This window comes from Microbacterium sp. LWH11-1.2 (assembly GCF_038397745.1).
GTDB lineage: Bacteria > Actinomycetota > Actinomycetes > Actinomycetales > Microbacteriaceae > Microbacterium.
This window is the reverse complement of sequence record NZ_CP151636.1, coordinates 389,428-408,990: the sequence shown is the minus strand read 5'-3', so window position 1 is coordinate 408,990 and position 19,563 is coordinate 389,428. Positions and strand designations below refer to the sequence as shown.

The 19,563-nt window shown below is 68.7% G+C and carries 24 protein-coding genes; 12 read left to right on the top strand and 12 right to left on the bottom strand.

Translation table 11 applies throughout. From position 1 onward, the window contains the following. Nucleotides 1-96: 96 nt before the first annotated feature. The 8 genes from MRBLWH11_RS01905 (at nt 97) to MRBLWH11_RS01870 (ending at nt 4,876) form a co-directional block, all read left to right on the top strand. Complete coding sequence (locus MRBLWH11_RS01905; protein ID WP_133192775.1) at nt 97-516, top strand: hypothetical protein; 420 nt, start codon at nt 97-99, stop codon at nt 514-516. After that, entirely contained in the window at nt 513-740 is a 228-nt protein-coding gene (locus MRBLWH11_RS01900) for a GAD-like domain-containing protein (protein ID WP_341946480.1), read from the top strand. Before MRBLWH11_RS01905 ends, MRBLWH11_RS01900 begins: the two co-directional genes overlap by 4 nt. Continuing rightward, on the top strand, nt 683-1,075 hold the full coding sequence (locus MRBLWH11_RS01895) for a T6SS immunity protein Tdi1 domain-containing protein (protein ID WP_341946479.1): 393 nt from the start codon (nt 683-685) through the stop codon (nt 1,073-1,075). The genes MRBLWH11_RS01900 and MRBLWH11_RS01895 overlap by 58 nt, the downstream gene beginning before the upstream one ends. 143 nt (nt 1,076-1,218) lie before the next feature. After that, the gene (locus MRBLWH11_RS01890; RefSeq protein ID WP_243408862.1) at nt 1,219-1,890 is read left to right on the top strand and encodes a hypothetical protein; all 672 of its coding nucleotides are present in this window, start codon (nt 1,219-1,221) and stop codon (nt 1,888-1,890) included. Then, the gene (locus MRBLWH11_RS01885) at nt 1,890-2,531 is read left to right on the top strand and encodes a polymorphic toxin type 15 domain-containing protein (RefSeq protein WP_243408810.1); all 642 of its coding nucleotides are present in this window, start codon (nt 1,890-1,892) and stop codon (nt 2,529-2,531) included. The genes MRBLWH11_RS01890 and MRBLWH11_RS01885 overlap by 1 nt, the downstream gene beginning before the upstream one ends. Nucleotides 2,532-2,541: 10 nt before the next feature. Beyond that, nucleotides 2,542-3,093 (top strand): GAD-like domain-containing protein, encoded by a 552-nt coding sequence (locus MRBLWH11_RS01880; RefSeq protein WP_116634159.1) that lies wholly within the window; start codon nt 2,542-2,544, stop codon nt 3,091-3,093. Nucleotides 3,094-3,144: 51 nt separating this feature from the next. Continuing rightward, on the top strand, nt 3,145-3,810 hold the full coding sequence (locus MRBLWH11_RS01875; RefSeq protein WP_116634160.1) for an ankyrin repeat domain-containing protein: 666 nt from the start codon (nt 3,145-3,147) through the stop codon (nt 3,808-3,810). 343 nt (nt 3,811-4,153) lie between these two features. Then, nucleotides 4,154-4,876: a hypothetical protein gene (locus MRBLWH11_RS01870; RefSeq protein ID WP_116634741.1), complete on the top strand. Its 723-nt coding sequence runs from the start codon at nt 4,154-4,156 to the stop codon at nt 4,874-4,876. A gap of 18 nt (nt 4,877-4,894) precedes the next feature. Here MRBLWH11_RS01870 and MRBLWH11_RS01865 read toward each other — a convergent pair whose 3' ends face one another. Both MRBLWH11_RS01865 and MRBLWH11_RS01860 read right to left on the bottom strand, forming a co-directional pair. After that, nucleotides 4,895-5,365, bottom strand: a complete 471-nt coding sequence (locus MRBLWH11_RS01865; RefSeq protein ID WP_116634161.1) for a dehydrogenase — start codon at nt 5,363-5,365, stop codon at nt 4,895-4,897. Nucleotides 5,366-5,419: 54 nt separating this feature from the next. Then, nucleotides 5,420-6,409 (bottom strand): malate dehydrogenase, encoded by a 990-nt coding sequence (locus MRBLWH11_RS01860; RefSeq protein WP_116634162.1) that lies wholly within the window; start codon nt 6,407-6,409, stop codon nt 5,420-5,422. Between the two features lie 52 nt (nt 6,410-6,461). Here MRBLWH11_RS01860 and MRBLWH11_RS01855 point away from each other — a divergent pair, with 52 nt between their 5' ends. Together MRBLWH11_RS01855 and pip are read left to right on the top strand one after the other, a co-directional pair. Continuing rightward, on the top strand, nt 6,462-7,346 hold the full coding sequence (locus tag MRBLWH11_RS01855; protein WP_116634163.1) for a neutral zinc metallopeptidase: 885 nt from the start codon (nt 6,462-6,464) through the stop codon (nt 7,344-7,346). A gap of 20 nt (nt 7,347-7,366) precedes the next feature. After that, nucleotides 7,367-8,338 carry a prolyl aminopeptidase gene (gene pip / locus MRBLWH11_RS01850; RefSeq protein WP_207769904.1) on the top strand — a complete coding sequence of 324 codons (972 nt, stop codon included), beginning with the start codon at nt 7,367-7,369 and terminating at the stop codon, nt 8,336-8,338. A gap of 6 nt (nt 8,339-8,344) precedes the next feature. Here the strand turns inward: pip and MRBLWH11_RS01845 are convergent, their stop codons facing one another. From MRBLWH11_RS01845 to MRBLWH11_RS01825, 5 genes are read right to left on the bottom strand one after another with little or no spacing between them, the layout of a single operon-like run. Then, nucleotides 8,345-10,141, bottom strand: coding sequence for an aldehyde dehydrogenase family protein (locus MRBLWH11_RS01845; RefSeq protein ID WP_341946478.1), 1,797 nt, complete (start codon nt 10,139-10,141; stop codon nt 8,345-8,347). A gap of 30 nt (nt 10,142-10,171) precedes the next feature. Then, nucleotides 10,172-11,572, bottom strand: coding sequence for an MFS transporter (locus MRBLWH11_RS01840; protein ID WP_341946477.1), 1,401 nt, complete (start codon nt 11,570-11,572; stop codon nt 10,172-10,174). Between the two features lie 28 nt (nt 11,573-11,600). Continuing rightward, nucleotides 11,601-11,864, bottom strand: a complete 264-nt coding sequence (locus tag MRBLWH11_RS01835; protein WP_116634166.1) for a glutaredoxin domain-containing protein — start codon at nt 11,862-11,864, stop codon at nt 11,601-11,603. 51 nt (nt 11,865-11,915) lie between these two features. Further along, nucleotides 11,916-12,893 carry a cation transporter gene (locus tag MRBLWH11_RS01830; RefSeq protein ID WP_341946476.1) on the bottom strand — a complete coding sequence of 326 codons (978 nt, stop codon included), beginning with the start codon at nt 12,891-12,893 and terminating at the stop codon, nt 11,916-11,918. Then, nucleotides 12,890-13,384: a transporter substrate-binding domain-containing protein gene (locus tag MRBLWH11_RS01825; protein ID WP_341946475.1), complete on the bottom strand. Its 495-nt coding sequence runs from the start codon at nt 13,382-13,384 to the stop codon at nt 12,890-12,892. Before MRBLWH11_RS01825 ends, MRBLWH11_RS01830 begins: the two co-directional genes overlap by 4 nt. Before the next feature lie 125 nt (nt 13,385-13,509). Here MRBLWH11_RS01825 and MRBLWH11_RS01820 point away from each other — a divergent pair, with 125 nt between their 5' ends. Continuing rightward, entirely contained in the window at nt 13,510-13,902 is a 393-nt protein-coding gene (locus MRBLWH11_RS01820; protein ID WP_341946474.1) for an SIP domain-containing protein, read from the top strand. 1 nt (nt 13,903) lies between these two features. Here the strand turns inward: MRBLWH11_RS01820 and MRBLWH11_RS01815 are convergent, their stop codons facing one another. Then, on the bottom strand, nt 13,904-14,359 hold the full coding sequence (locus MRBLWH11_RS01815; protein ID WP_116634169.1) for an adenylyltransferase/cytidyltransferase family protein: 456 nt from the start codon (nt 14,357-14,359) through the stop codon (nt 13,904-13,906). A gap of 118 nt (nt 14,360-14,477) precedes the next feature. Here MRBLWH11_RS01815 and MRBLWH11_RS01810 point away from each other — a divergent pair, with 118 nt between their 5' ends. Continuing rightward, entirely contained in the window at nt 14,478-15,692 is a 1,215-nt protein-coding gene (locus MRBLWH11_RS01810) for a glycosyltransferase (RefSeq protein WP_116634170.1), read from the top strand. Here MRBLWH11_RS01810 and MRBLWH11_RS01805 read toward each other — a convergent pair. The 4 genes from MRBLWH11_RS01805 to MRBLWH11_RS01790 form a co-directional block, all read right to left on the bottom strand. Further along, nucleotides 15,689-17,146, bottom strand: a complete 1,458-nt coding sequence (locus tag MRBLWH11_RS01805) for a family 16 glycosylhydrolase (protein WP_341946473.1) — start codon at nt 17,144-17,146, stop codon at nt 15,689-15,691. The genes MRBLWH11_RS01810 and MRBLWH11_RS01805 overlap by 4 nt on opposite strands. 116 nt (nt 17,147-17,262) lie before the next feature. Next, nucleotides 17,263-17,775: a serine acetyltransferase gene (locus MRBLWH11_RS01800; protein ID WP_341946472.1), complete on the bottom strand. Its 513-nt coding sequence runs from the start codon at nt 17,773-17,775 to the stop codon at nt 17,263-17,265. After that, nucleotides 17,772-18,674 (bottom strand): glycosyltransferase, encoded by a 903-nt coding sequence (locus MRBLWH11_RS01795; protein WP_341946471.1) that lies wholly within the window; start codon nt 18,672-18,674, stop codon nt 17,772-17,774. Before MRBLWH11_RS01795 ends, MRBLWH11_RS01800 begins: the two co-directional genes overlap by 4 nt. Next, on the bottom strand, nt 18,675-19,556 hold the full coding sequence (locus MRBLWH11_RS01790; protein WP_243408812.1) for a glycosyltransferase family 2 protein: 882 nt from the start codon (nt 19,554-19,556) through the stop codon (nt 18,675-18,677). It lies immediately after the preceding gene. Nucleotides 19,557-19,563: the final 7 nt, after the last annotated feature.

Genomic DNA, 19,563 nt, shown 5'->3' with positions numbered 1-19,563 from the left:
ATGACGCGGTACGGACCCTACGCCGAGACCACCCCTCGCGGGCAGACGGGCTGGCTCGACGGGGCACGCCGCCCTGTGCCCGAGCATCTCCGGCTCATGCTCGGCCACCTGGACGGCGTAGGCAAGTACACCTACAGCATCTGGCGGGCGACGAATCCGGAGAGCATCATCGTGACGCGGAAGGATACCGGCGACACGTTTCTGCAGGCGGCTGGTTCTGCTTCGGCCATGACGCTAGAGATCCGGAAGCCCGGCCCTGACGGCAAGGGCCGTCTTTATACAGTCGGTCGAGGTGCCGCAACCGGTGAAGCCACGATCCTCATTCCGATCAACGACGAACGGGCGGTGAGGGTCTTCGCCGACGAAGTCTTCTCCGCCGACGACGCGGCCGCGGTCTTCACGCAATATTACGAGACTGGCACCCTCGCAGAGCCGTTCGTCTTCCGCGAACTGGACCCGTCCTTCGTCGGCGGTCCGCAAGAGGACGAGGTGCTCGACGAAGGGCGAAGAACATGATCGAGATCTCAGATTTCGTGCACCATGGGACGGTCGAGCCCGAGGTCGTCGAGGCCTTTCGGGGCCGTGTTCCCGACGAGGTGATCGAACTGTGGGAGACCTACGGGTACGGATCGTTCGCGTCGGGCTTCCTGCGTGTGATCAACCCGCCGTGTACGAGGCGGAGTTGGCGGATTGCATCGGCAAGACCCAGGGCGACGGCATCGCGATCCCGATCATGGTGACGGGGCTCGCGGACCTCATCACGTGGGAGCCGAGTCTGAACGGATTCATCGCGATCAGGTATCGAGACGGTCGGGCTGCAGGACTCAACAGCGAACTGAGCCACTTCCTGGACATGCTGAACAGGGCGCGAGACTTCTATCTGTCGCGGACGCTGAACTGGGACATCTTCGCCCGGGCGGTCGAGGCCCACGGCGAACTGCCCTACGAGCAGTCGTTCACCTTCGTGCCTCTGCGTTCTCTGGGCGGTCCGGAGAAGGTGGAGAACCTGAAGAAGCGGGAGACGATCGCCGCGATCCAGGTGATGGTGGAATTCCAGGGCGTCATCGGCCACTGAGCCACGCCTGAGGGAAGAGTCCGATCCATCGTCGCGCGCCCAGGGGGAGTGCTACCCATGGTGTGGGCGAGTGACTGCCACGTACAGTCTGTGCAGGAGGTGTCGCTGTGGGGATGATGTTGCCGAATGAGCTTGTCTGGGTGATGGAGAAGCTGGGTTTCGAGTGGCCGGATATCGATGAGGACGAGGTTCGTAAGGGGGCGACCCTGGTGCGGAATTTCGGGTCGGATCTGGAGGATGTGATCCAGGCCGTCGATCGCAAGGTCAACGGCGACCTCGCCGGAGCGATGCGGGGCCAGACCGGGCCCGCCACGATGAGCGCCTGGAACGCCAATCGTTCGCAGAACCTGCAGAAGCTGATCGACATCATGCCGCCGGCGGCGACGGCGATGGATGTGGGTGCGGATGCGATCTTCGCGTTGAAGATGAAGGTGATCGTCGATGTGTCGTCGACGTTGATCACCCTGGTCGCGATGCTCACGAACCCGATCACGGCGGCCGGCGCCGGACCGATGCTGCTGATCAAGAAGAAGCTGCTCAACGCCGCTGTCGACATCGCGGTCGAGCAGCTGATCAACCAGTTGGCGCCGATGGCGATCGAGCCGCTGGCGGAGCAGCTTCCCGCCGTGATCGACGCGATCCTGGATGCGCCGATGGTGGAGGGGAACATCGGGGACTCGGATGAGTTCTACACCGACCTGCAGGCACTGGAAGAGGCGCAGTCCACCATGAAGGTGCACGGCGCGGACATCCAGACACTGACGTCGAACTTCTTCTCGGAGTTCTCGGCGCTGGACTTTGGAGGAGATGACTGATGAGCGCGGTCAAGCCAATCATCCGCGAGTTGAAGCAGGCCGCTCTCAAAGGTGGCGTGCACGCCAGGGACAGGCTGCACCAGCTCACCGACAACATGAACGACCACCTCGACAGTGTGGTCCGGCAAGTCAGGGACAACGATCGGTTCGACAACGCGATCGACGTGAGCCTCAAGCGCTTCAAGAGGAATCCGAAGCACGACTCGGCGGAGTACAACAGCCAGTACAACGAGCAGATGGACACTCTACAGAACATGTCGGCCGCGGATTGGCTGCGTAACCGCATCGAATACCTGGACAACGGCCGCACGTCCGACTCGCTTCGCGCCCAGCAGGCTGCGCGTGATGCGGCGCTCAACGACAAGTACGACGAGCTGCGTGATGAAGGACTCAGCGTCGAGCAGGCGCAGCAGGCCGCCGCGGAGTGGCTCAAAGGCCAGGCTGCTCTGCATCGACTCGACGGAATCGCCGGTGGAGACGTCACAGACATCTCCCGCGTCGGAGACACCCGGATCAACTCCTCGCTCGGGTCGCAGTGGAGGACTCGCGTGGGCGACATCGACACGGCCATCATCGACTACGTGAACGCCAATCCGGGCGTCGATCTCAACGACGTGAACATCAACGTCATCCTCCGATAGGTTGTGAAGCATGGTTGAGATCGCTGACTTTGTGGTGCACGCGCCGGTTCCGGCGGAGATCATCGAGGAGTTCCGAGGGCGGGTTCCGGACGAGCTCGTGGAGATCTGGGAGCAGTACGGGTACGGGACGTTCGGCGGCGGATTCCTGCGGCTCATCGACCCGAAGCTCTACGAGGCCGAGGTGGGCGACTGCATCGGCAAGACGCAGGGCGACGGTATCGCGATCCCGATCATGGTCACCGGCCTCGGCGACCTGATCACCTGGGAGCCGAGCCTGGGCATCGTCGCCATCCAGTATCGTCTCGGCACCGTGTACGGGCTCGGCTCGCGGGTGCGCAGCGTGTTCCGTCTCGTCGAAGACGGCCTGATCCTGAGCCGGCTGAGAGCAGAGATCTTCCCGAAGGCGGTCGAGGCCCACGGTGAGCTTCCGTACGACCAGTCGTTCATCTTCGTGCCCTTGCTGTCGTTGGGCGGTCAGGAGAAGGTGGAGAACCTGCATAAGAGGGAGACCATCGCATCGATCCAGGTCGCGGTAGACCTGCAGGGTGTCATCGGGCACTGAGCCTGTTCTCCATCGAGCGGCAGGGCGTCCGCCTGCCTGAAGGAAGCTGACATGCAGGCTCTGTTCAAGGAGATCATCGACGGAGAAACCGAGAAGGTCGTCGAGCGGCTCGAACGGGATTCCGGTATCGTCGCGCTGACGGCGACCGCTCCTCCGAAGAAGTACGGCGGGCAGTCGCCGCTGCAGGTCGCTGTTCGCTCCGGGCAGTTCGCGATCGCTTCGTTGCTCGTCGAGCACGGGGCCGACGTGGACTTCGTCGACACAGACAGCCCGAACGGGTGGTCGGCACCCGTGCTGCATGATGCGGTGGTCGCCGCGGTGATGCGGTCGCGCTGGCTTCGTCCCGGCGACCGTTCGGCCAATCCTCCGGAGTGGCACCTCGCGCAGTCGAAGGATCAGTCCGACGAGGCCTTCGCGGTGCTCGAGCTGCTGCTCGAGAAGGGTGCCGACGTCCACGCCCTCGACTCGTACGGCAACTCGGCGCTCGGCCGTGCGGTCGTGACAGCGCGTCAGGTCCTGCCCAAGCACCGGCACAACGAGCCCGACTGGGTCGACCCCAAGCCGCTGAACGACGAACTCGTCGCAGATCTCGATCGGGTCTTCGGTGCGCTCTACGCCCGCGGGGCCGATCCCTCGAAGATCGACCCGCATCTCGAGCATCCTCTCGACGCGTTCTACGGAGCCGAGCCTGTCGGGCGGTTCCTGAAGCGCTCCTGACCTTTCGCGCATCCTCCCGCCGTCGGACGAGCGCTCAACGCCGAGATCACCGATGTTCGTCGCTACGCCGAGGGCCGTGACAGTGCGAAGCAGGTCGCCGAAGAGTCCCAGCTCGACATGAGTCTCACTCAGTACTACGCGCACCGCCTGGTCGGGAAGCTCCTCGCCGGCGAGGCGCAGCCCGATCCCGCGTCCTGACCGAGCGGATCCTGGAAATCCGGCAGTCGCCCTCTACCACCGCCCGAGTCCGAGCGTGGCAGGATGTACCCCGGGGGGTAGTCACGTGACTGATCGGAATGCGACGGAGCTCGGCGCGGGCACGAAGGTGGCCGAGGGGAAGCAGATCGTGCCACTGCGGTTGGAGTTCGCCGGGGAGTGGCACGACCTGCCGCACGACCGGCCGTTCATCATCGGCCGAGAGGGCGACCTCGAGATCGACGACAACCCCTATCTTCATCGCCATTTCCTGGAGCTGCAGAACCGGGATGGGCTGTGGTGGCTCGCGAACGTGGGTGTGCGCCTCGCCGCCACGATCTCCAGTGCCGGCGGTGCCGTCCAGTCCTGGCTCTCGCCCGGAGCCCGCATGCCGCTCGTCTTCGAGCGCAGCGTGATCGTGTTCACCGCGGGGCCCTTCACCTATGAGCTGAGCCTGCACACCGAGCAGGCCCCCTACGAGGTCTCGCGTCAGGTGGAGATGTCGATGAGCGGCGAGACCACGGTCATGCCGGCCAGCTTCACGCCACTGCAGAAGCAGCTCATCGTCGCACTCGCCGAGCCCATGCTGCGCCGCGAAGGCGTGAGCATGAACGAACTGCCGTCGTCGAGCGACGCCGCCAAGCGCCTCGGCTGGACCATGAGCAAGTTCAACCGCAAGCTCGACAACGTGTGCGACAAGCTCGACCGCATGGGCGTGCAGGGTCTCCGTGGCGGCGCCGGAAAGCTGGCGACCAACCGTCGTGCCCGCCTGGTCGAGTACGCCGTGACATCGCAGGTGGTCACGCGCGCAGACTTGCCGCTGCTCGACGACGAGGCGCTGAGGAACCAGAGCGACTCCGACGGCGACTGAGTCCCGCCGTGGCAGCGCTCAGCGCGTGGCGTCGGCGAGGTGGCGCGCGTTGTGGTTGAGGACCTTCACGATGATCCCGTGCCGGCGCAGCTCTGCGGCCGTGCGCCTGCCCTCTTCGGCGTCGCGGCCGAGGGCGTTGATGTTCGCGACGACCAGCACGTCGCCGACGTTGAGCGTCGCGATGAGACGGCCGAGCCGGTCGCCCCAGCTCTCGAGGATGTCGGGCGCCGGGTGACGGAACCCTTCGATCGGCACGCCGAAGCGGGTGAGATCGTCGCGCTGCTCGACGACCGACGGCATCCCCTCACGGGACACGACCAGGCCGACCAGGCGTGAGCCGACCGGGCGGGCGAGCCACCAGTCGCGGTTCTGCTGCAGCTCGGTGAAGCACTTCGGGCATTCGGCCGCGGCGTGCGGCAGGTGCAGCGGGCTGGTGAGGGCTTCGTCGACGGATGCCGCAGCCTTCGTGGGATCGATCGTCTCGCTCATCGCGCACCTCCTGGGTCCATTCTGCACTGAACCGGCTCCGCGCGGTGACCACACTCAGAGCAATCCGAGAGACCGCACCGCCTCGCGCTCCTCGACGAGCTCGGTGACCGAGGCGTCGACGCGGGCGCGAGCCCAGTCGCTCAGCTCCAGCCCCTCCACGATCTGCCATTCACCGTCGACGGATCGCACGGGGAACGATGAGATCAGGCCCTCCGGCACGCCGTACTCGCCGTGCGAGACGACGCCGGCCGACGTCCAGTCGTCGGTGCCGCGCACCCAGTCGCGCACATGGTCGATCGTCGCGTTCGCGGCGGACGCGACAGAAGACGACCCGCGCACCTGGATGATCTCGGCGCCGCGCTTCGCGACGCGGGGGATGAAGGTCTCGTCGAGCCAGGTCGGGACGTCGCCCACGATCTGCTCGAGCGCCTCGTGCACCGGCTGTCCGCCGACGGTGGCGTGCGAGATGTCGGGGAACTGCGTCGCCGAGTGGTTGCCCCAGATCGGCACGCGCCGCACGGTGTCGACCGGAGTGCCGAGAGCCAGGGCCAGCTGCGCCCGCGCGCGGTTCTCGTCGAGACGCGTGAGCGCGGTGAACCGCTCGGCGGGCAGGCCGTCGGCGGATGCTGCGGCGATCAGCGCATTCGTGTTGGCGGGGTTGCCGACGACCGTGACCCTCACGCCGGATGCCGCGTTCGCCGCGATCGCCGCACCCTGTGGTCCGAAGATGCCGGCGTTGGCCGCGAGGAGGTCGGCGCGCTCCATTCCCGGCCCGCGCGGGCGCGCGCCGACGAGCAGCGCGAGGTCGGCTCCGTCGAAGCCCACGGCAGGGTCGTCGGTCACCTCGACGTGCTGCAGCAGGCCGAACGCGCCGTCCTGCAGCTCGAGCGCCGCGCCCTCCGCGGCGGCGAGTCCCTGCGGGATCTCGAGCAGCCGGAGCCGCACCTTCTCGTCCGGACCGAGCAGGTCGCCGGCCGCGATGCGGAACAGGAGCGCGTAGCCGATCTGCCCGCCCGCGCCCGTGATGGTGATCGTCGTCGTCATGACTTCGAGCCTACGTCCGTTGCTCGTCCGCCGCGCGGAGTACCCTCGTCGCATGACCTTCAATCCCGACGCCGACATCTCGGGCAACACCACACGTCGACGCGGACGCAACGCCGCCATCGCCGGAGGCGGCGTCGTGGGTGTGCTCGGCATCATCGCGCTGATCGCCGGCCCCCTCCTCGGCATCGATCTGACCGGACTGCTGGGCGGCGGTGCCGCTCCGAGCGGCGGGAATGAGCCCGCCGGCGGGTCGGTGATCGAGAACTGCGCCACCGGCGAGGATGCGAACGCCGACGTCGACTGCCGGATGGCGGGTGCGCAGGTCGCGCTCGACGCCTTCTGGAGCGAGAACGTGGAGGGATACACCCCGCCGCAGATGATCGTCGTCGACGGCGCGACCTCGACGCAGTGCGGCACCGCGTCGAATGCGGTCGGACCGTTCTACTGCCCGCCCGAGCAGGGCGTGTACATCGATCCCGCCTTCTTCGGACTCATGCAGCAGCAGTTCGGAGCATCCGCCGGCAACCTCGCCCAGCTGTACATCGTCGGTCACGAGTGGGGCCACCATATTCAGAACATCACCGGCGACATGGAGCGGTACCCCAACAACGGCACCGGTCCCGGCAGCAACGGCGTGCGGATGGAGCTGCAGGCCGACTGCTACGCCGGCGCCTGGATCGGCCGGATGACGGAGCAGAAGGATGCCGACGGCGACCCGTACCTGATCGCGCCGACCGAGGCGGAGATCAGGGATGCGCTGAACGCCGCATCCACCGTCGGCGATGACCACATCCAGGAGCAGTCGTCCGGAACCGTCAATCCCGAGAGCTGGACGCACGGCTCGAGCGAGTCGCGTCAGCGCTGGTTCGCCGAGGGGTACCAGAACGGACTCGGCGTCTGCGCGCAGACCTTCACCCTCGCCGAGGGCGACCTGTAGACACCGGAGACCGGGGATCGATGACGATGAACCTGGATGCGCTGTATCCGCCGATCGAGCCGTTCGAGACGGGTGAGCTGCTCGTCGGCGACGGCCACCGCATGTACTGGGAGGTGAGCGGCAATCCCGAGGGCAAGCCGGTGGTTTTCCTGCACGGCGGCCCGGGCAGCGGAACCTCTCCGTGGCAGCGACGGTTCTTCGACCCCGCGGTCTACCGGATCGTGCTCCTCGATCAGCGCGGCTGCGGTCGCAGCACCCCGCACGCCAGCGCCCCCGACGCCGACCTGCGGTTCCTCACGACCGCGCATCTGATCGCCGACATCGAGCTGCTGCGCAAGAACCTCGGCATCGCCAGGTGGCAGGTCTTCGGAGGCTCCTGGGGGAGTGCGCTCGCGCTCGCCTACGCGCAGGCGCACCCGCATGCCGTCAGTGAGCTCGTGCTCCGCGGCATCTTCACGCTGCGGCGCGAAGAGCTCGAGTGGTTCTACGAGGGCGGTGCCGCGGCGCTGTTCCCCGATCTCTGGGAGGACTTCATCGCTCCCATCCCGGTGCTCGAGCGCTCGCGCATGATCGAGGCGTACCATCGCCGCCTGTTCGACCCCGACCCCGCCGTGCATGAGCCGGCCGCGATCGCCTGGTCGACCTGGGAGGCGTCGACCGTCACCCTGCGACCGGATGCCGACCAGATCGCCGCGATGTCGGACCCGCGCACCGCCACCGCGTTCGCCCGCATCGAGAACCACTTCTTCGTCAACCGCGGCTGGTGGGTCGAAGGGCAGCTGATCGCCGGGGTGGCCGGCATCCGGCACATCCCCGCCGTCATCGTGCAGGGGCGTCACGACGTCTGCACGCCGATGATGACCGCGTGGGACCTGCACAGGGCCTGGCCGGAGGCGGAGTTCGTCGTGGTCGACGACGCCGGTCACTCGGCCGCGGAGCCCGGCATCCAGAAGGCTCTGCGCGCCGCGACAGACCGGTTCGCCGCTTACTGACCGCGCTCAGGCGCGCATCGCGCGGAGCAGCGTCTTCACGAGCCCGAGCGTGTCGCCGCTCGCGCGGAACCGCGTGAGGCCCTCGCTCACCTCTGCTCCCGTGCGCGCCGAGACGAACCACGGCGGCTTGGGCAGGATGGTCAGGCGTCCGCCGCCGTTGAGCAGCGGCAGGGAACGCGGCAGTGGCCGGAAGGGCCCGCGGATCACGGAGCGCTCGACCCGGTCGAGGAGCAGCGCGTTGTGCACGACACCGATGCCGCTGCCGACCTCGTCGATCGTGTTGCCGGGGAAGGCCCCCCACGTGAGCGTCGGGGTGATGAACCCGAAGGCGGTCCAGCCGTTGATCGCGATCGATCCGTAGCGCAGCGCGGTGATCGCCCGCTCGAAGCCGGCGCCGAGCGATCTCTCGGTGACCGGATCGATCAGCAGGTTGGCGCCCAGGGTGCCCTGCAGCTTCTCGTTCGCGTGGGCCACGGCCGCATCGAGGAACGCCTGACCCGTGCCCGGCACCGTGACGACGCCGAGGACCGGGGCGAAGTACTCGGTGCTCTGGAGCGCCGCGGGGTCGTCGTCGCCGTCGATCTCGACGAGGAGACGGTCGCCGAGCACGAGGGCATCGGGGTACTCCTCCGTCGCGAGGTGCATGCGCGAGGGGGACCCGGGGTACCAGACCGGGCGTTCCGGCGCGTTCGCGTACGCGCGGCGGAGCGCCGCGCGGAAGGCATCCGCCTGATCCCAGTCGGACGAGAGGATGACGACCTGGCCGGCGATGCAGTTGTGGCCGGCGTTCTGCAGACGCATGGTAGCGACGTGCTCCGCGTGGTAGGTGATGTCGGCATCCGTCCACGCACCGGGCACGATGATGATCGGAGAGACGCCGCCGAGCTCCGCCGTGATCGGCTTCTTCAGCTGCGGACGGTTCTCGCGCCGCCGTCGTGCGGTCGCCGCGGCCCCGGCGCCCTTCGACGGACCCCAGACGATCGCGTCGAAGGTGGCCGCCGAGCCGGTGATGTGCACGTGCGCGAGGTCGCGATGACCGGTGAGGTAGGCGCCGACCTCCGGCCCGCCGCGGACGATGCGCAGGAATCCCGGCTCGATGAGCGGGGCGAAGGCGCGCTTGTACACGGGCACCAGCGCATCCTGCGTGGGGTTCACCTTGAGAAGGGCGGTGCGGTTGTGCGCGAGCAGCTCGTACATCACGTCGAGCACCGGGATCGAGGTGATGTTCCCCGCGCCGAGCACGAGTCCGACGCCCCCGGATTCGGCCGGCGTGCGCTGAGCCAGGCCGGCGGCGGCGCGCGCGGCGTTCGGCGTGACGCCCGGTTCCAGCCAGACCTCGCCGGTGTAGCCGGAGAGCAGGAATCGATCGATGCCGGTCAACGGGAAGGAGTGCACGCGTGTGCGGCCTCCCGGTGCTCGGGTGACGCGCACGCCGTCGAGCGGGTTCGTGCCGGCGGCCAGACGCGAGAGCGTCTCGATGTACGCGTCGAGGGCGCCCAGCACGCTGTAGGGACCGCTGAGCCACTCCTCGCCACGGAGCGGATGCCGGCCGTCGAGCCCCTTGGACGCGGCGGCCGTGTTCGCCCAGTCCTCTGCGGCGGCGGCGACACTCGTGCGCACCGCGCGCAGCAGCGTCACCCGCTGCGCGACCGTGAGGGCCGACCAGGTGCGGGCGCCGTCGTGCAGATCCGTGATCGCCACGTCGAGCCGCTCCCGCACGCCTTCGCCGAGTGCGGGCGTCACGGTCTTCGGTGCGCGTTTCGCGGGAGCGGACGGGGTGGCCGGCGTGGTCGCAGAGGTCATCGGCGTCTCCTTCTCGGACGGGATCCCAGCTTATGCGCCGGGTTCGGCGGCGACGTCGATGTCGTGACGCCGCAGGCGGTAGTGGCGCAGTGCCAGGAGGCTTGCAGCCATGAGCACGGCGGGGAGGATGCTGAAGCTCAGCACGATCCCGGTGATCGCGGCATCCGGCTGCTCGACGACCGCGCCGGCGACCGTCGAGATGTAGCCCGTCGCCGCGAGGGTCAGCGATACGGCCGTCGCGCCGAGGGCGAAGCCGACCGTCTCGCCGGCCGTCCAGATACCCGTGAACGTGCCGGCCTGACCGGGACCGCTCGTGCGCTCGTCATGCGAGATGACGTCGGGCAGCATGGCCATGGGCAGCGACTGCAGCCCGGCGTAGGCGATGCCGGCGACCGCGACGGAGCCGTAGATCCACGCACCGGGTGCCCAGACCGCGGCGGTGACGGTGAGCGCGGCCACGGTGAAGAGCGCGCTCGCGATCGCGAATGCCCGCTCCTTGCCGATCCGACGTGCGATCGCGGTCCACACGGGGGTGGCGAGGAGCGCAGGAGCGACGAGGGCGACGAAGACGAACGTCACGGCATCCTCGGAGCGCAGCACCCAGGTCGCGACGTACTGGGCTCCGGCGAGCATCGTGCCGGTCGCGAGGGCCTGCAGCAGGAACGTGCCGAGCAGTGCGCGGAACGGCTGGCTGCGCCGCAGCGCCCGGAAGCCGGAGAGATACTGATCGCGCCAGGGGGAGGCCGGCACCGGACTCCCTGAGACTCCGTCCGGGGTCCCTGACCTTGTCGAAGGGCCGGCTGTCCGTGCGGCGATGAGCATGCCGATGCCGATCACGAGTCCCGCGGCGATGCCCATCACGAGGTAGCCGAGGACCGGGTCGGAGCCGGCGTTGCGCAGGGCGGGGCCGCCCGCACCGAACAGCAGGATCGCGGCGGTGAGCACGACCACGCGCCAGCCGAGCAGCCGGGTGCGCTCGTCGTAGCCGTCGGTGAGTTCGGCGGGCAGCGCGACGTACGGCACCTGGAACAGGCTGAAGGACGTCGCCGTGGCGAGGAAGGCGAGAAGAACGCACACGGCGCCGGCGGCCGGACCCCACGACGGGGGAACCGCGAACGTGAGGGCGAAGAAGAGCGGAAGCGTGAGGGCGCCCACGACCATGAACCCTCGTCGCGATCCCGTCCGCGCGAGTTGGCGGTCCGAGGCCGCGCCGATCAGCGGGTCGATGATGACGTCCCAGATCTTCGCCGCGGTGACGATGAGTCCGGCCGCCAGCGCGGCGACGCCGAGGTTGTCGGTCAGGAAGTACGTCAGCACCAGGCCGGGCAGGGTGGCGTAGCCGCCGGTCCCGAGGGAGCCGATCGCGTACAGCACGACGGTTCGCGGGGACAGGCGGACGGATGCTCGTTCGGATCGAGCCTCGGTGCTCATCGCGCCAGTGTATCGGCGCGGCGACGGGTCAGATCAGTGCGAGTTCGCGCAGCTTCGACTCGACGTCGGCGTTCGACGGCTCGACGTGGTGCGAGGAATCGGGGTACAGCACCACGGGGATGTTCATGCGCCCGGAGATCTCCTTGGCGACGTCTGCCGCCGAGGGGTCGGCCTCGAGGTCGACGTAGGTGTAGGCGACGCCCAGCTCATCGAGCTGCTTCTTGGTGCGGCGGCAGTCGCTGCACCACTCGGCGCCGAACATCGTGAGGGTGTCAGAAGCGGGAGAGGTCATGCATCCAGCCTACGGCCGCCTGGCTGGGTGGGCTCCGGGTGTGACGCGCGCTCATCGTCCGGTGTCCGCCTCGTCCGGCAGGTGCTCCGCCGGCACGATCACGACGTCCTGCACCTTCCAGTCGAGCGCGGCGACGCCCTCGGCGGTCCGGGTCAGGTCGTGCACCGTGACCTTGCGTCGGCGCGGCACGACGAAAGCCTCGATGTGGAAGACCTGCCCCTGGTCGCGCATCCGCACCGCGGCATCCGATACCCAGGGGAGGTCGCGCAGATACGCGACGATGTCGGCGGCGAGGGGATGGGCCTCCTTGCTGTCATAGGTGCGGGCCCGCTGATCCATGAGGTCGACGATCGCGGCCCGGGTGTTGCGGAAGCCGTCCCAGATGATGCCGAGCGAGATGAACACGGCGGCCGCGCCGTCGAGCCACCACACGCCGGCGCCCACGCCGAGCACGCCGACGATCGAGGCGACCGTGGTCTGCCAGTCGGCCTTCGCCATGTCGGCGTCGGCATACAGCAGCTTGTTGTGGAGCACGGGGGCGAGCTTGGCCTTCGCCGGACCGTAGAAGAAGACCGGTCCGATGATGACCACCGCCATCACGGCCACCATCAGCCAGCCGAGCCAGATCGTGTGGCCCCACAGCACGACGGTCCCGATCGTCGGATGCTCGCCGGCGACGAGTCCGACGGCCGACTCGAACGCGAGGTTGAGTCCGACCGCGAGCAGGGCGACGCCGGCCACGAGATGGCCGACCCCCATGGCCCGATGCAGCCCGTACGGGTGCGTGAGCGTCGGGCGGCGCCGGACGAAGATCAGGGCCGTGAGGAACGCGATCTGCGGGATGAGGGAGAGCATGTCCTCGATCCATGCCGTCCGCATGGCCTGGGAGTTGCCCACCACGAGCGCGATCACGGCGATCGTGATGGAGGTGTAGACGATCGTGAAGACCTCCCACTTCACCGCCCGGCGGATCGCCCGCTGCTGCTCGGGAGGGAGCGTGATCCGGCCGAACTGGCCGGTCTCGCTCATGAGCCGACCTCCGCGTCGAGGAAGGTCTCGAGCGAGGAGAGGAACGCGTTCTCGCCGAGCGGCACCAGCATGACGATCTCGCGCCCGTCTGCTCCCTCGATCCCGGTGTATCCCCGACTGACCCCGGCGCGCTCGAGCCACGGGGTCTTCGCAGTGATGCCACCCGCGACGAGATCCAGCTCCCCGTCCTCGAGCATGGTCACGAGGCTCTCCTCGGAGGCGACGGTCCAGTCGGGTTCGGCGTCGATGCTCTGCGCGTAGTCGTCGACGAGCTCGACGATGCTGCCCGACGGCACGCCGTCGCGGACTTCCACGAGAGTGCTGTCCGGTGAGGTCCCGACCCGCAGCTCGCCGCCCGTCACGGCATCCAGTGTGCCGTTCGGGTCGGCCGGGATCGTCAGTCCGCATCCGGTGAGGGTGCCGGACAGTGCGAGAACGGCGATGATGCCCGCCGAGCGGGGGCGACGCCGGAAGCGCGACGATGTGTTCACCGGCTCAGCGTGCTCTCCGCTCCTGGCGCGGACAAGTGCGTTGACGGGCGATGAGCGGGAGGAGTAGGCGGAAGTCCTCACACTTCTTCTTGCCAGGTAAGGCTATCCTTACCTATACTTCTGGCATGAGCAGCGCGTGCGAGCACCTGGACGATCCCGACTGGGAGAACATCGACGGAGCCGTGCTCATCGCCGGCGATGCGGCGGATGCCGCTGTCATCGCCCGCGTCGCCGCCCGGCTGCCGTGGGATGCGCAGGGCGTCATCATCCTGGAGGCCGCGGCCCGCATCCAGTTCCGCCATATCGACGTGCCGGAGGGCGTGTCGGTGCGATGGCTCGTGCGCGGCGACGGAATCCGGGCGCACACCAAGGGTGAGCGGCTCGCGAGCGCGGTGCACGCCTGGTGCGTCGAGTGGACCTGCACGGAGCCGCCGGCGCAGTGGACCGTCTGGCTCGGTCCGCACACGCCGCCGCACGTCGCCCGGATGGCGCGGAGCCTGCTGGGCGTCGCGAACTGAGTCAGCGCGAGATCGCCGCCGTCGGGGTGTTCGCGCCCGCCGTGATCGCGTCGAGCGCTCGCCGCAGCGACGAGCTCGAGGTGTGGGCGGTGTACGGGAAGTACACGACCTCCACGCCGACCTCCGCGAACTCCCGCTCGAGGCGCAGGCCCTTCTCGGTGCCGCGCCAGTCGTCGCCCTTGAAGAAGTGCGTGAACTGCACGTCTCGCCAGGAGTCCATCTTCGACGGCGTGGTCTCGACGTAGACATCGTCGACGAACGAGATGTGCTTGACGATCTCCGCACGCTCCGCCGTCGGGATGACGGGCTCGATGCCCTTCACCTGGCGCAGCATCTCGTCGCTCACGACGCCGGCGATCAGGATGTCGCACTGCTGCTTGGCGTGACGAAGAAGGTTGAGATGCCCGACGTGAAACAGGTCGAAAGCACCAACGGCGTAGCCGATACGCGTCCCCATGATCTCCCCAGATCAGTAATTCCCCAGTAAGCGGATCCCCACCCGCTTGACGACTCCCACAGCCGCCGTGCCGAGTCTAGCAGAACCGGTTTCCCGACCCATAGGAACCCGTGAAACGATGGAGCCCGCAGATCAGGTGGAGATGGGGGAGCACGTGGGGGCAGCCGTCACGGTCATCGTGCCGACGTTCAACGAACGCGACAACGTCGCGGAGCTCGTCGCGCGCACCGCCGCCGCGCTCGCCGGGCGCGACGCCGAGATCCTGTTCGTCGACGACAGCACCGACGACACGGCGGTGGAGGTCGCCAGGGTCGCCGCGGATGCACCGATCCCCGTGCGGGTGATCCGGCGAGACGAGAACAGCGGTGGTCTCGGTGGCGCCGTCGTCGTGGGACTCGTGTCCGCGGCATCCGACATCTGCATCGTGATGGACGGAGATCTGCAGCATCCGCCGGAGCTGCTGCCCGTGCTCCTCGACCGGTTCGCGCAGGGCGACGCCGACGTCGTCGCCGCGTCCCGCTACATCGGCGGCGGAGACACCAGCGGACTCGGCACGGCCGTCCGGTTCGGCGTCTCGCGCACCGCGACCTGGCTGACGCGGGCGATGTTCCCGATCCGTCTGGCACGCAGCACCGACCCGATGACGGGCTTCTTCCTCGTCGACCGCAGCCGGCTCGACCTCGCATCGCTCCGGCCGCAGGGATTCAAGATCCTGCTGGAGATCCTCGCGCGCACCGACCTGCGGATCGCCGAGATGCCCATGGAGTTCGCCGAGAGGCGCCACGGCAGCTCCAAGGCCAGCCTGCGCCAGGGGGCGACGTTCCTCGCGCATCTCGCGCGGCTGCGCTTCGGCAAGATGTCGCTGTTCGCCCTGATCGGCGCGATCGGGGCGGTGGCGAACCTCGCGATCATGTGGGGGCTGACCGCGGCGGGCGTGCCCTACATCTGGGCCGCGATCATCGGAGCCGAGGTCACGATCATCGGCAACTTCCTGCTGCAGGAACGATTCGTGTTCGCCGACATGCGCACGGACGCCCGTGCCCTCGGCATCCGCTTCGCCAGCTCGTTCGCCTTCAACAACGTCGAGGCCGCGCTGCGGATCCCCGTGATGGCGCTGATGGTGGAGAGCTGGCACATCTCGAGCGTGCTGGCGACGGCGCTCTCGCTGATCGTCGCCTTCTTCGCGCGGTTCCTCTTCCACTCGCTCGTCGTCTACGCGCCGCAGCGGCGCCGCAAGACCGACGCGGCGGCATCCGAGCCGAAGCCGGATACCGCCGCGCAGCGCGTGATACGCGCGATCGACGCCGAAGCGATGAGACCGGGCGAGCTCTAGGGAGCGGTCACGCCGAGGTCGGACCAGGGCGCCATGACCGCGCTCGGTGCTCGCTTGGAGAGGTAGCCGAGGAGGAGCACGCCGTCGCCGGCGGGCTTCGCTCCGTCGGCGGTCAGCTGCCAGTCCGGCTCTTCCGCACCGGCCACCCACGACTTGGCGGAGACCGTGCCGTCCTTCACGCTGAGCGCGACCTGGACGTCGTCACCCGGGGCGTAGGTGCCGCGCTTGGCGACCGTCACGTCCTCGAGCACCGTGCTCCTGTTGCCGGTGACGCTCGCCAGGGTCAGCCGGATGCTGCCGGATGCCTTGAGGGTGACCGTCGCGCGGTAGCCGCTGCGACCGTCATCGGACGACGCGACCTGCAGCGAGTGGTACATCACCCCGGTGCCGATGTTCTTCGGCACGGTGAAGGCGACCTGCGCCTCCGAGCCGTCGGCTGCGCCGGCGTCGTACTCGTGGCGCACCTCCTTGCCCGGCCAGAGCGCGAACGTGCCGGCCTCGACCGGGTTCTCGACGACGGGCGGTTCCACGACGGGCGGTTCGACGACGGGGGGTTCGACGACCGGCGGAACCACGACGGGCGGCTCGACGATGGGAGGTTCGACGACGGGCGGTTCCACGACGGGCGGCTGCTCGCCGGGGTCGGCCATGCGCCAGATCTTCAGGCTCTGCAGGTTGATCGCACCGCCCTGCCAGCCGGTGAGGGGAAGACCGATGCCGCACAGCAGATCGAGCGGCGGGCATCCGATCTGCAGAGTCACGCGGGGGTACCAGGTGGCTCCCGGGCGCTCGAAGATGGCGTTCCAGTCGAATCCGGGACGCACGTCCTCCGGCCCCGCATCGAGCATCACGTGACCGTCGACGCTGATCACGATGCGATTCGGCGTCTTCTCCATCACGTAGGTGTGCACACCGGTCGGGTCGGAATTCGGCAGGTTCTCCCACCGGACGGAACCCTGCAGGCTGCGGTGCGTGGAGCCGTACTCGTTGTGGATCGTCGCCGCGGGGCGCGCATCATCGCCGAAGACCTCCATGAGGTCGATCTCGCCGTGTGCGCTGTCCAGCGGACGCAGCCACATGAGAGCCGGCCACAGACCGGGGCCGAACGGGACGGAGCCGACCACCTCGACGCGCGAGTAGTTGGGGATCGTGATGTCGAGCCCCTTCGCATCACCGGAGGTGTAGGCCGCCGAGGAGCGCTTCTCCTCGGCGCCGACGACCGTCAGGCCGTCGCTGCCGAACGAGACGTTGCTCGGGAGGTCGTACGACGACGTGTTCGACGCCTGGCCGGTCTCGAGCGTCCAGCGGCTCGAATCGGACAGGTCGACATCTTCCTGGAATGTCCATCCAGGGAGGTCCTCATCAGCGGCGAGAGCTGGAGCTCCGCTGAGGAGGGAGAAGGTGAGAACTGCGGCGCCGAGCGCAGCAAAAGACGTTCTTCGAGAGGTTCGCATGATTCGGGAGACTCATTCCGTCGGACCCCCTCCGCGGAAAATAACGCTTTCATCACAGCACGTTCGAGTACCGAGGTCAAATCGCATGACACGATCCGGCGTTCGCCCGACCGGCGTCAGCCGCGGATCTCGCTCGCCGGTGAGGCGACGACCGCACCGGGAGGGACGTCGCGGAACACGACGGCGTTCGGACCGATCCGCGCACCGGCGCCGACCGTCACCGCGCCGATCACGACCGCTCCCACACCGATCTCGACGCCGTCCTCGATGGTCGGGCAGTCGTTCGGGAGCTTCCGGTTGCCGAGGGTCACACCCTGGCGGATCATGACGTTCGCGCCGATCCTGCTGGCCGGATTCACGACGACCCCGACGCCGTGGCGGAGGCGCAACCCGGGGCCGACCTCCGTGCTGACCGGCAGCTCGATCCCCATGAAGCCCTCGGTGACGAGCTTGTAGGAGCCGCCGACCACGACGAAGACGAGGCGGGCGAGCGGGCCACGGCCTGCGCGCCACCGCTGCGCGCTGCGGAACCACCGCAGAACGAATCTGCTCTTCGGGTAGGAGGCGTTCGCCCGCCGATCGGCCGCCCACGCGGTCCGGTACCGCTGGCGCGGGCTCTGCGCGGTCATCGCGCCGCCACCGCCGCGTCGTCGACCCGTGCGGCGAGCCAGGCCCGTCGTTCCGCGAGCTTGCGGCGCAGCGCGCGCTGCGCCGACGGTCGATGCCCGTCGAGGGCGCGCCGGAACAGCGCCGAGAAGCGGTCCACCTCGGCGAGCTTCTCCTTCGCGCTCAGGGAGTCGTCGATCGAGAGCGAGGTGATGCGCGTCGCGGGCGCTCCGATCAGACGCTCGGCGAGAGTCGAGTACGACTCGGCGATCTCCGTGTTCTCCCACGAGGAGCGTCGCCATGTCTCGGATGCCGTCACCTGGCCCGGGTGCACGCGATAGGCCAGCCCCGGAAGCGCGAGCCGTCGGATCCGCGCGCCGTGCTCGACCATGCGCAGCCAGAGATCGTAGTCCTCGGTGGGCAGTGAGCGGTAGCCCCCGGCATCGACGATGGCTGAGCGCCGGGCGACGAGCGTGGAGTGGGCGACCGGGTTCGTCAGCAGCAGATGCAGGCCGAAGTCCTCGGCGTCGATCCCCGTGGGGCGCGGCACGCCGGGCAGCCCGGAGCCCCACGTGACGACCGTGGTGAACACCGCATCGGCACCGCCGTCGAGCGCCGTGAGCTGCCGGCGGAATCGACCGGGCAGGACCAGGTCATCGGCATCCATGCGGGCGACGAGCTCGCTGTCCGTCGCATCGAGCAGATCGGTGAGCGTCGCGGAGACGCCGCGGTTCGGGCGTGACAGCACGCGAACCCTGCGGTCTCCCGTGCCCCGCGCGGCGCCGGCGGTGTCGTCGGTGCTCCCGTCGTCGAGCACGACGATCTCGGCGTCGCGAGGCAGCGCCCTCAGGGTCGATCGGAGAGCGGAGGCGATCGTGCCGGCGGCGTTGTAGGCCGGGACGATCACCGAGAGGCGAGGCATCTACATGCCCCGTCCGCGCTTGTTGAGCGCGGAGACGACCCGCTCTCCCGACACGACTCCCATGCCGACCAGCATCGCCAGGTACGCGCGCGGCTGGCGGGCGTCGTGGCCGATGGCCCGTCGGGCCCAGGAGCGCGCCTGCGGCCGGTCGCCCAGGGCACCGTGCGCGAAGGCGATCTGGCCCTCGATGCGCGCCTGGCCCTCTCCGCTCCGTGTGAACTCGGGGTGCTTGGCCAGCAGGTAGCTCAGACCGTCGGCGATCCCCTGCCACTTCTCGCTGAAGTACGAGGTGCGGTCCCAGTGGATGATCGTGAGCGCCTCGGGCACCGCCCGCACGCGGCCGACCTTGGCGGCGCGGAGCAGCAGATCGTAGTCCTCGCCGTATGACGCGGGAAGCTCCTCGTCGACCAGCCCCAGTGCGCCCTTGAGCACCTCGGCGCGGATCACGAAGGACGACGGATGCAGCTCGGTGATGCGCGATCGCAGCAGGTCGTCCAGATCCACCGACGCGGGGGAGTGGCGCTCGTGCTTTCCGCCCGCGGAGTGGATCTCGATACCGGTCGCGGCGAGCACGACCTCGGGGTCGTCGAACAGCGGCAGCTGCGCGCTCAGCTTGCCCGGCTTCCACTCGTCGTCGTCATCGCAGAACGCGATGAGAGGCGCACTCGCCTCCAGGATGCCCGTGTTGCGGGCACCCGCGAGGCCCGGAGTCCTCGCGTTGTTGACGGCGCGCAGGACGTGCGGGCCGCGCTCGAGGTCGTCGAGCTCGTCTATCGGCGTGCCGTCATAGACGAGGACCACCTCGATCGGGTGGACGTGTTCCTGCGCGAAGACGGATGCCACGGCGCGACGAAGCAGCTGCGGACGGTCTCGCGTCGCCATGACGACG